Below are 13,790 nucleotides of genomic sequence, written 5' to 3'. Positions count from 1 at the left end.
TCGAGGGCAACCCCTTGAAAGCCATACCCGGCGTCTCTGGGCCTCTGGACCTTACGACGGCCCGTGCAACCCACCAACAACGTAGGACCCCTTGACCGCTCCGCCCGGCACCCCCCCCGCCGGTCGGGGCGCGGCCCCGACCCGGCCACCCCGGCCGGTCGGGGCTCTTTCCGCTCCTCGGGCCGTGGCCGTCCCCGGCACCGCACCGTGCCGGACGGGCCGTCGGCCCCCGGGTACCGTCCTCCGGGCCACTACCGCTTCGGTGCCGCGTCGGCGAGCTCGCGGGCCGGCGTCTCAGTTCACAACGAGGCGCCAGCCGAGGAGAACGGCGATAAGCGCGACAGCCGGCAGTGCTCCCGCCCTGGGCCGTGCGGAAGCCGTGCGATTTGACCGGGCGGCCGGTGCGAGCTGTGGTGACTCCTCGTTCTCCTGGTGAGCGGGAGGTGCGGGCGGGGCGGCAGTCCACTGCTAACCGGCCCCTGGTCTGCCTCCCCGGGTGCCCGGGGAGGCAGACCCGCCGCTTACGGGGTGATGATCACCTGGTACCACTCACTATCGAGGATGCGGTCGGACTGCACCGCCCGCCCCAGCTCGCCACCCGCAGCAGTGTTGTCCTTATTGTCGACATGGGCTCGGATGCAGGGCGCGTTGGGCGGGGTGCCCCGGTCGACGGTGACGCCCGCGACGTCCCATACGCCGCCGATCTGGCGCGGGGTGATGTCAATACACTGCGCACCGTCATTCCCGCCCTGCCAGGACCTGGCGAAGGGGTACTCGTCGCAGGAGTCGTTGGGGACACCGGTGGCGCCCCGCACGAAGCGCTGCGGCCCACGGTCACAGGTCTTGGCACGCCTCTTTTCGGCGTCCGGGTCAAGAGGGTCGATAAACCGCGACAGCAGGTGGTCGGCGTCGCCGAATCTGCCCGTGAGGTTCTTCTGCGCCCACTCGTAGGCGACGGCCGCCCCCCGGTATTTCGACTTCGAGAACGTCACATTGGGCGTGTGCCCCATGACGATGCAGCCGGGGACGGGGCTGGTGTCGCCGATCGTCGCGTCACAGCGCACGGTGGGGCCGTCGAAGATCGCACTGTCATACCCGGGAACGCCGGTGGCGCCGAGGGCGGCGCCGTCCACAAAGTAGGTGACATTGATGTGGGAGATGTCCGTCTTGGCGGCGACACTGGACCTGTACGTGATGGTGCCCTGCACAATGTCACCCCCCTTTTCCACGACCGCGTGCGCGCCGCCCCAGGCCGGCCCCGCCGTGCTGCACATGCCGCTGCACGTGGCATTCACGGCCACATCCACGGCGGACACGCTGTCGTCCATGTCGCCGGGGACAGCGATGATGTTCTCGGTCCACTGCCCCGTGTAGGAGTCGAGCGTGCCCACGGCATCGACCACGATGTGGGCTTCGCCGATCTTCACGTTCTTGTCGTTGAGGAGGATGTATTTGAGGGGCATCCGTGTGCAGTAGGCGTGCCGGTTGGAGACGACACGTTTACTGGAGTGTTCGAGGCAGAGCTTGAGCGCCTCCCCCGGATCGGAGGGGGCGAAGGCGGGGGCGAAGTCGGCGACGGGATCCGCCTCGACACAGGTCCACGCCGCGCCTTGGCTGCGCGCGGCGGATCCGTCGGCCGCGGCCGTGCAGTGGCCCTGGGGAGGCACCGAGCTCGCGGGGGAGGCTGTGGCCGGTGAGGTGCCCACGGCGCACAGGGCTGCGGCGAGGGCGAGCGAAGCTAACGCCGCCAGGCCGCGTCTGACGTGTTTCACAAAGTGGTCCCTTCCTTCGGTGGCCCCCATGCGGGCACACCGGAGGAATGGAACCGGGCAACTCCCGTTCATGCCAACTGAGAACGCGACAGTTCTTGATCTTGTTTGGCCAGTTGTGGTATAGACCTGCCGCATCCGGCGGGGCTAATTTCACTCACACTCACCTCACAGACCACACAGGGGGAAACAACGATGCGCCGCACAACGACCCGCCTGAGCCGAGGGCTGGGAGCGCTCATAGCCACCGCGACGGCCGCCGTGGGCCTGGCCGCCACCCCGGCCGCAGCCACCCCGGCCGCCTCCGGGCAGACGGTCCAGCCCGGCCAGACCTGTACCGCAGCCGATCTCGGTACCCGCCACCCGATCATCAAGAGCGCCGAAGTCACCCCCACCATCACGCACTTCAAGGGCTGGTACGTCACCGAGGGCTCGACCGGTAACCAGAGCGTCAACACGAACACCACGGAGACCATCTCCGTCTCCGTCGGTCTCAACGGCAGCGTTCAGGGCAGCTTCGCCGTCGAGGCCCTCGGCTCCGTCGGCGCAAGCCTGGGCCTGAACGTCCAGGTCAACTACACCCGCACATCCAGCACCTCCCAGTCGATCTCGTGGAACTTCCGCCAGCCTGGCTACTACGGCCTGTACGAGGGAACGAAGAAGGTCACCGGCACGTACGGCAGCCTCAACTGCAACCGCTCGGATGCGGGCGGCCTGAAGTGGACCGAGGGCCCCGACACCGGCAGCTACACCACCTTCACCACCCTCGAAGAAGGCGCGGTGCGCTGCGAGGACAAGGTCCCCGCCAACAGCATCATGCGCAAGGCCCAGGGCCTGTTGGACTGCGGCTCTCCCGCCGCCACCGCGAAGCACCCGGCAGGTCCCGTCCCCTCGGCCAGGGCCGACCAGGCCAAGCACGACGCCGACAACGCCGCAACAGCCGCCAAGGCCGCCCAGAGCATGAAGGCCACCCAGGCCGCCAAGCCCGCCCCGCGTGCCGCCCTGAACTGCCAACCCGGCGCCTACAAGATCGACGTTCCCGGCAAGCCCCTGAACTGGAGTGCACCGCTCCTGGCCAACGATGGCATCCGCCTGCGCGAATCCAGTTTCTTCAGCGCCCACCTGGACAACTGGCGGCTGTGCAACGTGACGGAGCACAACGGGGTCATCGAGGCGTCTCTGTGGAACTGGGGCAACGGCGGATGCGCGACCATCCCGGCGAGCATCGCCAACCAGGAGCAGGCCTACCTGACAACGGCCACCTGCGGGGAGGACGACCTCCAGCGGTTCTACATCTACCGCGATGTACCCGGCAGCTCGAAGATCGGTCTGCAGAACAAGTACACCGGCTCCATGATGGGCCACGACCGGTACGCGGACGGGGAGCTCATCCGCCAGTACTCCAGCGGCAGGCAGGACGGCACGGGTACGTACACCCTGACCGGAGTCTGACAACCCCCACCCCGTGAGCGCGGCCCCGCACGTGAACCCCCGGCCTCCCGGTTCCGTGCGGGGCCTTCCGCGTCTCTACCCCGAACCCGGCCTCGGGGACTGGTGCCTACCGGCCCAACTGCACCGGTTGTTGGAGTCGTGGGGGTGTGGGCGGGTTCGCGGGCGGGGCAGAGTCGGTGGTGTGATCCGGCCGGTCTGCCGGCGGGGGCCTGCGAGAGGGTGGTGCGGTGGTGGAGTGGGACTGGTGGACGGTGGATTTCGGGGACGCGCACGCGGGCGCGGTGGGTGTCCTCATCGGCGGGAGCGAGCCGGGTCCGGTGTATTTCGATGTCGGGAGCGGTCCGGACGTGCCGTCGACGAAGCACTGGTCGGCGTACGACGGCCGGTACCGCCGTCCGCGCGCGGAGGTTTTGCGGGCGGTGTGTGCGTGTGGATGGCGCGGCGCCGCCGAGTACCCGTTGGACTGGGCGGCGGTCGGTGACCGGCCCCTGTACGAAGCGGACGTCGACGTTTCGGGGCCGCTCGCGGACTGGTCCGCGCACCTGTCCGTGGTCCGGGAGGCGGCCGTGCCGCTGCCCGAACCGCTGGCTGCGCTCCTGGTGGAGATGGCCGAGCGGCTGACCGTAACGGCAGTGGACGCGCCGCTGGCTGCGCTGCGTGCCGCCGGTGTGCTGGAGCGGGTGGCGGCCCGGGTGGGGCGGGAGGCCGCTGGCGCGCTGTGTGACGACGGCCTGTCTGCCGAAGCGGTGGCCACCGGGCTAGGGACCACATACTCGAAAGCCCTGTTCATGCTCCTGGCCGCGCAGGACAGGTGACGCCGCGCGTCACAACATCGGCTCTGTTGGCTTTCGGTTTCGCTGGAGCGGATTCCGGTCCGCGGGCTGGGCGGGTCCTTGCTGCGGGCGCCTGTCTGCCTGGGGCCGGTCGGTCTTGGGCCGGTCGGTCTGGGGTCATGCCGAGTATGCGGGGCTGGTGTCGGGCTGGTGGGCGTGGTGCGGGTATCGGGTGCTGGGGTCGAGGGCGAACCTGAGGGACAGTGCCATGGCGGTCGAGTGGTTTCTGATGGCGGCAGTGGCTTGGTTGAGTCGCCGCCGTTCGGTGGCGGGTACGGCCACGGCGATGCAGGAGGGCCGGCCGGGCAGTATCAGGGGGCTGGCCGCGCAGATCTCGCGCTCGGAGTATTCCTTGAAGTCGTACTGGAGCGGAGAAAGATCGAACGAGCGGAAGAGCTCGTCTGGGTCGGTGATCGTGTGGCCGGTCAGCTTCATGGGCTGGTAGCGGGACAGGTGGTCGAGGCAGGCGTCGCGGTCGAGTTGCGCGAGGTTGGCCTTGCCCAGGGCGCTGGCGTGAGCGGACTCGCGGAAGTCGACGTGCTCGACGACGGTGGGGATTCCGGGCTGGGCGGCTTCGTGGGAGACCTGGATGTCGCCCTCGGTGTATGCGCCGATGTAGATCGCGCCCTGGGTCTGCTGGCTGAGTTCGTCGAGGAGCTCCTGCACCACGTGGTGGCCTGCGGCGATGGCCTGGAGGACCGGACCGGCCGTGTGGCCGCCGTCTTTGCCGGTGGTGACGAAGTGGTGTTCGCGAAGCCATGAGACTACCTCGGCGGTCTGGCGGGTCGGCAGACCGCTGCTGCGGGCGAGGACAGACAGGCCGACAGGCGCGTTCGCGCTCTTCAGGAGGTGCAGGATGTCCAGGCGCCGCAGAACCGAATCGGTGTTCTGGCTGCCACGGCTCACGCGGGATGTCCACGGGACACTCGTCACGTGCGGCCGGAGGACAGCCGTCGGACAGCGGGGGAAAGGCTGTTCGGAAGGGCCGTGCACGCTGGTGGTCTTGTGGTCGGGCTGTGACTCGGCGGCCGTATCCGGGTACGGCTCGGCATCCCCGTACGGCCAGGCCTCCGCCGGGGTGATGAGGGCGGAGGCGACCTGCATGCGTTGCCACAGGGGCCGGACGTCTTCGGGTTGTCCCCGCAGAGCGGTTGCCAGGGCGGCGACGAACGGCCAGTCGGCCAGGTCCTGCTCGGGCCGGCTGGTCATCATGGCGCGCGCTACGCGGCGTGGGGTCAGGAGTGGGTGCTGGAAGCAGATGTCGTCCGGGGCGGGGGAGGCTGCCGCGATCCACATGCCGCGCAGCGCCGCCTGCAGGGATGAAGCGGCCTGCAGGAAGTCGTCCGGGCCCGGCAGTGCCACGGGCTTGATACCCAGCGCTTTTTCCCACAGGGGCCGGAGATCGGCCGGGTCGGTCCTGCACAGTTCCGCGATCGCCTTGACGACCCTCCACTTCGGGTGTCGCCTGCCCAGCAGGATCAGGGAGAGCAGGGACGGCGACACGCCGACCTCTTGAGCCAGCCACCGCTGGGTGTGTCCGGAAGCGCGGTGCAGATGCGAGAGGGCTGTCGTGAGCTGGTAGGCGGGGTCACCGGGCAGGGCGGGGCCGGCGGGTCCGCCGGTCCCTATTACCGCGTCAGGAGAAGAGGTTGGGCGCGGAGCACGCAGCTGCGGCGGCCGGGGCCCGGGTGCCGAGCCGCGCTCGGCGCGCCGGCGCAGAACCCTGGCGACCTCCTCGTCGCCGTATTTGGTCCGTGCGGTCGAGACGGACACGGACAGCATCTGGCCGGTGTCCGCCCACGCCGCCCCGTACTCGGCTGCCTGGCGGACAGCGACTGCCCTGAGGTCGGCCAGGTCCCGTTCCATCCGCAAGACCTCCGCGACCAGTTCCAGGGGACGTGCCGGATCAGGGAACTGACTGCGCTGCAGGGCGGCGTTCGACCTGGCCAGGACCGACTTCGCGATCCGGACGACGTCTTCGTCGTGATTCCGGGAGTAGCAGAGCACCGCCTTCTGCCGTGCCCGGTAGGCAGCGGTACGGCAGTCCGTGCCGCAGTACTCCGGCGGCCGCCCTGTCGGCTTCGGACGGTCGAACTTGTTCTTGCAGTGCGCACAGATGATCTTCGGCGCAGCCTTCTGAGGCATACGTTTCCTAACGGACATACCGGGGGTGGCGAATTGTGAGTCGCGCCACCCCGGTTTCTTTGCGGCAGCCCCTCAAGGCGCTGGACCCCTGAGGGAGGAAGAAACGGCCCACTCGTCACAGCGCAGCCGTGACGAGCGGGCCGGCCGACAGCCTCAGGCTGCGATTTCCGGAACGCGGCGCAGGGTGGTCCAGAGCTGAATACGCCGCACTGACCAGGATGAACGCCGTGCATAAGCCAGCAGAACAGGCAGGAGCACGAGCAGGGACGGAGCCTGCGCGGGGGCGAGAATGAGGATCACGCCGATGAAAGGCACTGCCAGGAACGGCATCAACTGAACGTTGACACATTTGTCGATGGCCCCGGAGGACTGGGCCACCCCTTGAGGGGGCATGCTACGGTCGAAACCGCTGCTCAGGGCCATGACGTGCTCGGCAGACCCTCGGATAAAGGACATTGCGCTCCCTTGTTCGAGACGGTGATGAGGAGAGCCCCTGCTTCTTGGTTGATGGCCGGGCAGGGGCCTCCGAATTCGAGACACTAATCGGTCCGGAGACGGCCGGCCGCTGGTCAACGTGAGAAACCAGCAGGTGCAGCAAGCTGAGCCGATAAAGCACCAAGCTGAACATACGAAGTGCTCAGAATTGATCAAATCCTCGATTCCGGTCCGCAGGGGCTGCCGCTGACCTGGTGTGCTGGGGAGCAACGGGCCGCAGGCCCCACCCGGCCGGTTGCCCAGAACCAGCCGGCCTCCCTGGTCGCGGTGACGGCGCGTTCGAACCGGCTGAAGGAAGGCCAGGGTCGCGTCGCCGGGCGGCGCTGCGCCGGTGTGGCACCGAGTGGACGGCGACGAGGATCCGTTGGCCTTGCAGTGGACGAGGCGGAGCGGGACCGGTTGTGAGACGTCCCGGCCAGCTGTGGCGGCACCGACGTGAGCTCACCCCCGCCCCGTAGGGCTACACAGGCCAAGGGCCCGCACCCTGGCGGGGTGGCAGCCCTTCGTCATGTGCGATCTCTCGGGCTGGTGTCAGTGGTGGTGAGTGTCAGTGGCTGGGGCCGTGCTCGGTGGCCTTTGCGGCTGGTCAGAGATGTGTCGAGTGGTCCCCGGACAGCCACGCCGACCACACCCGGTCCGGCGGGACGTGGCGGCTGGTCTCCAGTGATGGCCACTATCATGCGGTGATCAAGTCTGTATTCTCCGTTGGAGAGAGCGCCACAGCGTGAGTTGCGAAGGCCACCCGCACTGCTTTGGCAGAGCGGGTGCGGCTGGTTGTGGCATGGGCGCTGATGGGTAGAAGTCTTCTAGGGGGATACAGCTTATGGCTGGAAAGATCGGAAAATTCGTGGCGGCTGCGGCGGCTGCGGCGGCGCTGGTGACGTTTGCGGGGAGCCCCGCAAGTGCGGGCTCCATGGCGTACAACACGCGCAGTGTCTGGTTGAACGGCAATCCGAAGTACACCGACCAAAACGCGTGTGTGAATCGGACCATATGGCTGAAAACTAGCGACTACACGTGGAAGATGTTCATGGACGGGGGCTACACGACCCGCGAGATATACCTGGAGGCGGGGGACTACTACTGGGTCGACTGCATCGTCCCCTTCAACGGCCGCTACGCACAGTATTCCCGTCTGTCCAAGGTCGGTTCGGAGCCGGCGCACATCAACTCTGACGGGTTCCGCCAGCCGGCGGGCACGTACACCTTCGGCTCGACACTCCTCCCGTTCGATCAGTAGGCCTTGGGACCCCGTTTCACGGGGTCAGCCTCCCGCGCTCCGCGCGGGAGGCCCTCGGGCTCGCGGAGCGGGCCCGTTCGGGTGGAGCGCAGCGAAGCCGCAGCGCAGGACTCCGGCCTGGTGATGCGCGCTTGTCAGCCGCCCGCGTCAGCCGCCCGCGTCAGCGGGCTGGTCCTGGAGGCGGAGCCGGAAGAACCCGGGGTGGGGAAGCGGAGCGGACCCGCCCAACGTCCTCTCCTCGAACCTGGCGGGGCAAGCCCTCAGGCGCGATCCTGGGCAAGGCCGCCCCGTTGCTGGGGGCGGACGACAGGAGCAGCACAGCCGGGCTCGCCCGCCCTGCGACCGTCAGGCCACCCACTCGAGTCCGAGCTCCGCGAGTTGTGCGAGCTGCTCCGCGCTGAGCTTGGTACGCCTGCTCTTGGTGTTGCTGAGCCATACTCCGAGCTTCACGGCGTGCTCCTGGCCGTCGACGACCACGGTCTCCACGTGTGCCTTTAGGGACCGTCAGAGAGCCCGTACGGGCCTTGTACCGCCCAGGCCGCAACGCCCCGCTCGAAGGCCCCAGAACCGCCCTTGCGGGCTTTGGCGGGTGTCTCCTGCTCCGGCGGTAGGGGCTGGATGCCGAGTCGTTCCAGGCGCTCGCGCTGCCGCCTGCCCACACCGGGTGCTGACGCTGCTTCTGGAGCCATCGTCCGATGTCCATGCCGTGGACCGTGACGCCCGGCTCGATGTGCGCGGCGGCGGTTTCCTCGGAGAGCATTTCGCGTACGGCGGCGTAGTGCCGCTGGCAGTCCGGGGCCCAGGCCGGATTCCAGTCCGGATCGATCGCGGCGAGTGCCGCTCCCGCTCCCGCACCCGCGGCTGCGGCTGGCGCCGCGAGGGACGTGCTGGCCGAACGCATGGGCTCGGCCGGTGACCCATGGGCCGCACCCCCGCCGGGTCCCCGCTCCCGCGCCCGCTCAGGCCGCCACCCCCGCGCCCGCTGCGCCGCGGTTCGTGGGGAGGCCGCCGATTCGTGGGCTGCGCCCGCGAGTACGGACGCGAAGCGCTCCTGGGGCCCCCTGACCGAAGCTGAAGCCTGCAGGTCAGCAGGGGTCCGGCAGAGCATGAGCGCGGTCGGGTCCAGCGCGGACAACGCCGCCGCCGAGTCCTTCAACGCAACCTTCAAAAGAGAGACGCTCAAAGGCCGGAAGGGCTGGTCGAGCGAGCGCGAGGCCAGGCTCGACGCCTTCCGCTGGCTGACCCGATACAACACCCGACGTCGGCATTCCCGCCTCGGTCAGCGGTCTCCGATCGCCTTCGAGAACGCCTTCCAACTGACGTCAACTACCCTGACCCGAGCCGCATAGACGTGTTCAAAATCCGGGGTCAAGGCCCCGGGCCTGGCTCACCCTCTGCCAGCGCACCGACTGGTACGGGACCACGGAGCTGCTCATCACGACCGCCCTGCGCTGCCAGGGGGCCCGGTACCGCCCCGAGGCCGACACGATCCGTACGGCCCGCAACGCGCATGCCTGCTGGCACCTGCTCCGCAAGGAGTCCCCGGAGAAGGCCGCCGACCTCGCGGACCGCCTGGCCGACATGCTCGCCATCCTCGGCGAGTACTACCGCCGCCACGACGTACTCGCCTGGACCGAAGCGGTATCCGCTTCCGGCTGACCGGACGTGCGATCGACGCCCTGACGCCGGGTGTCGCTCGTCCGAGGCGGTTTCGAGGCGGGGCCGTGTCGCATCTGCGGGCCCGGCATTGACCGGGCATGACCACGATCAAGCGCGCGGCGGTGGCCGCGCTGGCAGTGGTGGCGGTGGCGGCGCTCGCCGCTCCCACCGCCACGGCCGCCCCGACCTACCGGTGCGCGAGCAGCACGAAGGACATTGACGACAGCGGCTATGACGGGCCGTGGCCGGACAACTGGAAGGTGACGGTGCAGACGTGCGCGGCCCGGTCCGGCGGCACCGTGTACGCGTACGCCGAGGTGAAGTGGGACGGCCCGGCGTTCCGTGAGGTGGACGACCCGACGATCTTCGACGGGGCCAAGCTGCGGTTGCAGATCAAGCAGTCCCGGGAGGGCACCGACCCCGTGGTGGTCGAGCGTGATTTCCCTGGGCTCGAAGAGCGGCTGGAGGACAGCACGGCAGGCGCGAACTACGACGGCCACTATCGAACGCCGACGATCAGCCACCGGGCCGGCCGCGGAGCGCTGGGAGACTCGGTGCTGTTCCTGGACTGGCACGGCGACGGACGCGGCTACCAACGCCACGACTACACCGGGTCCCCGACCGTCTGACCTGTGATCAGTCGCCGGAGGAAGGCACGTCGTCCTGGCCGTGGGCCAGGATCGGCAGGAGTGCCTCGGAGGCGTCGCACACGGTGCAGGCCGTCGTGCCGGGGCGCGCGAGCGCGTCGAGCGCCTGCATCGTGCCGAGCGGGTGCGCGCGGTCGGTGGTGTTCCGGCAGCCCTCGGCGTGGACGGTGGCCGGGCGGCCGTGGGCGCGGCCGTCGAGCAGCCACGCCCACCGGGTCGGCGCCGAGGTATGGGTACGGGGGTGGGCGGGGATGCGGCCGAGGTCGACCCCGGGCAGCGGGCGCAGCTGCTCGGCGGTGACCCACGTGCTGTACTCGGCCGGCTCGACGCCGCCCCCGGCGGCCGTCTGCCAGAGGGGGACGCCGATGCGGTACATCCATAGGCCGGAGTCGAGTTGCTGGCGTTCGTAGAGCCGTACCCGCTCGATGGCCTGCCCGTCGGGGAGGACCAGAGTGATCGGGGCCGACGGGGAAGGGGCCACGGTCAGGGGTGGGCCGGCTGTTCCTGCCGGGCCTGCTGGCACTGCTTGCAGAGGGGGTTCCCGCCCACCCCGTAGCGGCACGTGGAGGTGTGGCACCGGGCGCAGGGGCCGGTCTGGCTGGGTGCCCAGGTGGCGACCTGCGGGCGGGGCGTGGTGGTCTGCTCGTTCATGCTGCTGCTTCCCCGTCCGCCGGTGCGGAGGTGTGGGTGCGGGCGGCGCGCCGCAGCTCGACGCCGCCGGCCCGCCAGGCGGTGGGGGCCGCCCAGTAGGGATGGGTGCACAGGGTTCCGGAGAGGGCGATCAGCCGACGCCGCAGCACGGTCGTACCGGCCCCGGCGGGGGCCTGCGCGAGCTCGGCGTACGTCTGCTGCCACGCCCTTTGGAGCGTGATCAGGTCTTCGGAGAAGCGGAACGGTGGTCTCACACCTCTAGTGAAACATGTGTTCGATTTCCTCCGCGAACACCACGCTCCGGTCATCAGCCGTAGGTGTGACTGAGCACCGTAGCTGGACAGTCTGAGCACGGCATTCGCATGGGGATCTTGGTGTGCCCGCCGGGTCGGTTGTGGCCGGACTGGCGGGCGCCTCTGTTCCGGTGCCTCGGTCCGGCGGGGAGGGCCGGATCTGTCACGCGGAGCGGCGCCCTACCGATCAAGCCCCGCAAGCGTTCACGATGCTGCTGTGGACATTGCTACCGTTCTCGCCTCCTGCGGCACTGCTGTCGTCGGGCTTGCTGGAATCGTTGCCACGCACCTTGCTGGCCGCCGACAGCAGCAGACAGCGATCGAAGTGGCGCGCCTGCAAATCCAAAGCCAGGAGCGCCTTGCTCTTGAGGACCGGAAGCAGCAACGACTCGAAGCGATCTACGACAGGCTGCTGACCGAGTTCGAACGCGACGATCAGCAGGTGGCTGGCTGGCGATTGCGGGACGACCAGGAGGGGCTCCTGCGCATGTCGGTGTGCATGAGTGAGCCTGTCGATAGCCTGGTCCGCCGCTGGTATAGCGAGCCGGATCCGCATGAGCGCCGAGCGATTGCCCAGCGCGCCAGGAGCCAAATGCGCCGGGAAATGATCGGGCAAGACGACGGGGCCAGTCTCCATCCCTACACCGACGAGGACCCGCCGCCAGCCACAGCCTGAGTCTTCTGCTCAGCCTTCTGGGTTTTTGCGCTGCTGTGCTTGTGGTCTTCCGAGACCGCGACGGGCGAGGACCCGGCGGGCCGGGTAGGTGTGGGGTGGACGGTGACGCATCCCGAGGCCGCGAGCAGCGCGGTAAGGAGCAGGGGCAGGGGCCAGCGACGCATGCCGCCACCGTGCCGCACAAGCCCCCCCGCAGGGCGCCTTTGACCGGCCCGCTGCGCCCCTCGGATGGATGATGCGACGGGCCGCCTGCAGGGCCGCCTCCGGCTGGTCTGGCGGACCCTGGAAGAGGGGCAGACAGCCGTGACGGAGGCCCCTGTGACGCTCAGACCGCCGGTGGAGCCGATGCTGGCGCAGGCCGCGGAAGCCGTGCCGGGCCCGGCCGCTGTGCGGGCGGGGGTGGCGTACGAGCAGAAGCTGGACGGTCACCGGGCGCTGCTGTTCACCGCGGCCGGCCCGGGTGGCACGGTGTTGGTGCAGACCCGTCGCGGGGCGCTGGTGCAGGACCGGTGGCCGGACCTGGTGGCGGCCGCGGAGGCGCAGTTGCCGCACGGTCTGGTCCTCGATGGCGAGCTGGTCGTCTGGGACATCGAGGCCGGCCGGTTGTCGTTTGAGGCGTTGCAGCGCCGGGCCGCCACCCGAGCCCGCGGCGCCCTGACCCTGGCCGCCCGGTGGCCGGCCTACTTCGTCGCCTTCGACCTCTTGCAACACGACGGCCAGGAACTCCTCGCCCGCCCGTACGCCGAGCGGCGCGAACTGCTGGAGAACCTGTTCTCCGAGCACGCCCTGACGGCCCCGTGGACGCTCTGCCCGCAGACGACGGACCTGGCCAAGGCACGGGAATGGCTGGAGTCCTGGACGGACGTGTCCGGGGTGGAGGGGATCCTGATTAAGCCCCTGAACAGCCGCTATCTGACCGGGTATCGCGGCTGGACCAAGATCAGAAGGCGGGACACCACGGAGATGATCGTCGGCGCGATCACCGGCACCCTGACCCGCCCGCAACTCCTCGTCCTCGGCCGCCACGACGAAACGGGCCGGCTGCGTGCGGTCGGCCGGACCGTACCGCTGCGCCCGGACGCCGCCCGGCAGGTCGCCGAGCACCTCACCGCGGCCGCGCCCGGGCACCCGTGGGAGGGCGTGCGCTTCTCGGCGACGTGGGGGAGCCGCGACGTCCTCGACACCACCCTGGTCCACCCCGCCCTGGTCGCCGAGGTCAGCGCCGACCGCGCCATCGACCACGGCGGCGTCTACCGCCACCCACTCCGTTTTCAGCGGCTGCGCCTGGACGTGGGGCTCGAAGACGTACCCAGGTTCGGCGAGGGTCCGGCGACGGCCGCCGGCTGACCGGGCGGGGGTCGGGTGCAGTGGCGTTTCGCCGGTGAACCGTGTGCGCGGGCGGGTGAACCGGGCCGGGCTGGCCTGTTGCTGACGGTGCGGCGGCCGGTACAACCGGCCCATGATGATCATGAAGCGGTCCGCTGTCGCGGTCGCCGCCCTTGCCCTGACCCTGATTCTGCCCACGGCCGCGCACGCGGCCGCACAACCCGCCGCCCCGGCTCCGGCCGTGGCCGTCGTGCCGCAGGTGCTGCCCATCGGTGTCGCGGTGTCCGCGCTGCCGGTCGCGGTAGAGGACCGCACCGGCTACCAGCGGACCTCCTTCAGGCACTGGAACGCCGGCGACATCCCGGCCGACGGCTGCAACACCCGCCAGGAGGTCCTGCTGGCCGAGGCGGTCGTGTACCCGGAGATCGGGCCGGGCTGCACCCTGACCGGGGGAGTGTGGTGGTCGTACTACGACGAGCGGGAGGTGACGCCGGCCGGTGCGCTGGACATCGACCACATGGTCCCGCTCGCCGAGGCCTGGGACTCCAAGTAGGCGGTGTTGCGCTGGTTGCATCATTCCGCCTGGCCCTGCAAGGGCCCTGGC

General features: G+C 69.6%; 14 protein-coding genes and 1 pseudogene. 8 read left to right on the top strand and 7 right to left on the bottom strand.

Annotation, left to right across the window (positions count from 1 at the left end; genetic code table 11):
- Positions 1 to 521: 521 nt before the first annotated feature.
- The gene (locus ACFY0D_RS39480; RefSeq protein ID WP_390802692.1) at positions 522 to 1,772 is read right to left on the bottom strand and encodes a hypothetical protein; all 1,251 of its coding nucleotides are present in this window, start codon (positions 1,770 to 1,772) and stop codon (positions 522 to 524) included.
- Positions 1,773 to 1,964: 192 nt separating this feature from the next.
- On the opposite strand from ACFY0D_RS39480, the gene ACFY0D_RS39475 reads away from it, so the two are divergent.
- Together ACFY0D_RS39475 and ACFY0D_RS39470 are read left to right on the top strand one after the other, a co-directional pair.
- On the top strand, positions 1,965 to 3,221 hold the full coding sequence (locus ACFY0D_RS39475; protein WP_390802691.1) for a hypothetical protein: 1,257 nt from the start codon (positions 1,965 to 1,967) through the stop codon (positions 3,219 to 3,221).
- A gap of 227 nt (positions 3,222 to 3,448) precedes the next feature.
- Entirely contained in the window at positions 3,449 to 4,036 is a 588-nt protein-coding gene (locus tag ACFY0D_RS39470; RefSeq protein ID WP_390802690.1) for a hypothetical protein, read from the top strand.
- A gap of 135 nt (positions 4,037 to 4,171) precedes the next feature.
- On the opposite strand, the gene ACFY0D_RS39465 is transcribed toward ACFY0D_RS39470, so the two are convergent.
- Both ACFY0D_RS39465 and ACFY0D_RS39460 read right to left on the bottom strand, forming a co-directional pair.
- Complete coding sequence (locus tag ACFY0D_RS39465) at positions 4,172 to 6,199, bottom strand: helix-turn-helix domain-containing protein (protein WP_390802689.1); 2,028 nt, start codon at positions 6,197 to 6,199, stop codon at positions 4,172 to 4,174.
- A gap of 153 nt (positions 6,200 to 6,352) precedes the next feature.
- On the bottom strand, positions 6,353 to 6,577 hold the full coding sequence (locus ACFY0D_RS39460) for a hypothetical protein (RefSeq protein WP_390802688.1): 225 nt from the start codon (positions 6,575 to 6,577) through the stop codon (positions 6,353 to 6,355).
- A gap of 940 nt (positions 6,578 to 7,517) precedes the next feature.
- Here ACFY0D_RS39460 and ACFY0D_RS39455 point away from each other — a divergent pair.
- A complete protein-coding gene (locus ACFY0D_RS39455) occupies positions 7,518 to 7,934 on the top strand; it encodes a hypothetical protein (protein WP_390802687.1) in 417 nt (138 codons plus the stop codon).
- 345 nt (positions 7,935 to 8,279) lie between these two features.
- Here the strand turns inward: ACFY0D_RS39455 and ACFY0D_RS39450 are convergent, their stop codons facing one another.
- Positions 8,280 to 8,420: a helicase associated domain-containing protein gene (locus tag ACFY0D_RS39450; RefSeq protein ID WP_390802686.1), complete on the bottom strand. Its 141-nt coding sequence runs from the start codon at positions 8,418 to 8,420 to the stop codon at positions 8,280 to 8,282.
- Positions 8,421 to 9,004: 584 nt separating this feature from the next.
- On the opposite strand from ACFY0D_RS39450, the pseudogene ACFY0D_RS39445 reads away from it, so the two are divergent.
- A pseudogene (locus ACFY0D_RS39445) lies at positions 9,005 to 9,283 on the top strand (integrase core domain-containing protein); the annotation flags it as partial.
- Positions 9,284 to 9,691: 408 nt separating this feature from the next.
- Positions 9,692 to 10,222: a hypothetical protein gene (locus tag ACFY0D_RS39440; protein ID WP_390802685.1), complete on the top strand. Its 531-nt coding sequence runs from the start codon at positions 9,692 to 9,694 to the stop codon at positions 10,220 to 10,222.
- 7 nt (positions 10,223 to 10,229) lie between these two features.
- On the opposite strand, the gene ACFY0D_RS39435 is transcribed toward ACFY0D_RS39440, so the two are convergent.
- Genes ACFY0D_RS39435 through ACFY0D_RS39425 form a run of 3 tightly spaced genes read right to left on the bottom strand, consistent with a single transcriptional unit; the run spans position 10,230 to position 11,145 of the window.
- On the bottom strand, positions 10,230 to 10,721 hold the full coding sequence (locus tag ACFY0D_RS39435; protein ID WP_390802684.1) for a DUF6233 domain-containing protein: 492 nt from the start codon (positions 10,719 to 10,721) through the stop codon (positions 10,230 to 10,232).
- Between the two features lie 2 nt (positions 10,722 to 10,723).
- Positions 10,724 to 10,891 carry a hypothetical protein gene (locus tag ACFY0D_RS39430; protein ID WP_390802683.1) on the bottom strand — a complete coding sequence of 56 codons (168 nt, stop codon included), beginning with the start codon at positions 10,889 to 10,891 and terminating at the stop codon, positions 10,724 to 10,726.
- Positions 10,888 to 11,145: a hypothetical protein gene (locus ACFY0D_RS39425; protein WP_390802682.1), complete on the bottom strand. Its 258-nt coding sequence runs from the start codon at positions 11,143 to 11,145 to the stop codon at positions 10,888 to 10,890. Before ACFY0D_RS39425 ends, ACFY0D_RS39430 begins: the two co-directional genes overlap by 4 nt.
- 256 nt (positions 11,146 to 11,401) lie before the next feature.
- Here ACFY0D_RS39425 and ACFY0D_RS39420 point away from each other — a divergent pair, with 256 nt between their 5' ends.
- From ACFY0D_RS39420 to ACFY0D_RS39410, 3 genes are all read left to right on the top strand, one after another.
- Positions 11,402 to 11,860: a hypothetical protein gene (locus ACFY0D_RS39420; protein ID WP_390802681.1), complete on the top strand. Its 459-nt coding sequence runs from the start codon at positions 11,402 to 11,404 to the stop codon at positions 11,858 to 11,860.
- A 318-nt stretch (positions 11,861 to 12,178) separates the two neighbouring features.
- Positions 12,179 to 13,207 carry an ATP-dependent DNA ligase gene (locus tag ACFY0D_RS39415; protein WP_390802680.1) on the top strand — a complete coding sequence of 343 codons (1,029 nt, stop codon included), beginning with the start codon at positions 12,179 to 12,181 and terminating at the stop codon, positions 13,205 to 13,207.
- Between the two features lie 112 nt (positions 13,208 to 13,319).
- A complete protein-coding gene (locus ACFY0D_RS39410; RefSeq protein ID WP_390802679.1) occupies positions 13,320 to 13,739 on the top strand; it encodes a hypothetical protein in 420 nt (139 codons plus the stop codon).
- Positions 13,740 to 13,790 lie beyond the last annotated feature (51 nt).

It is taken from the genome of Streptomyces sp. NPDC001502, assembly GCF_042894785.1.
GTDB lineage: Bacteria > Actinomycetota > Actinomycetes > Streptomycetales > Streptomycetaceae > Streptomyces > Streptomyces kutzneri.
The sequence above is the reverse complement of the archived record's forward strand: the minus strand, read 5'-3'. Positions and strand labels throughout refer to the sequence as shown.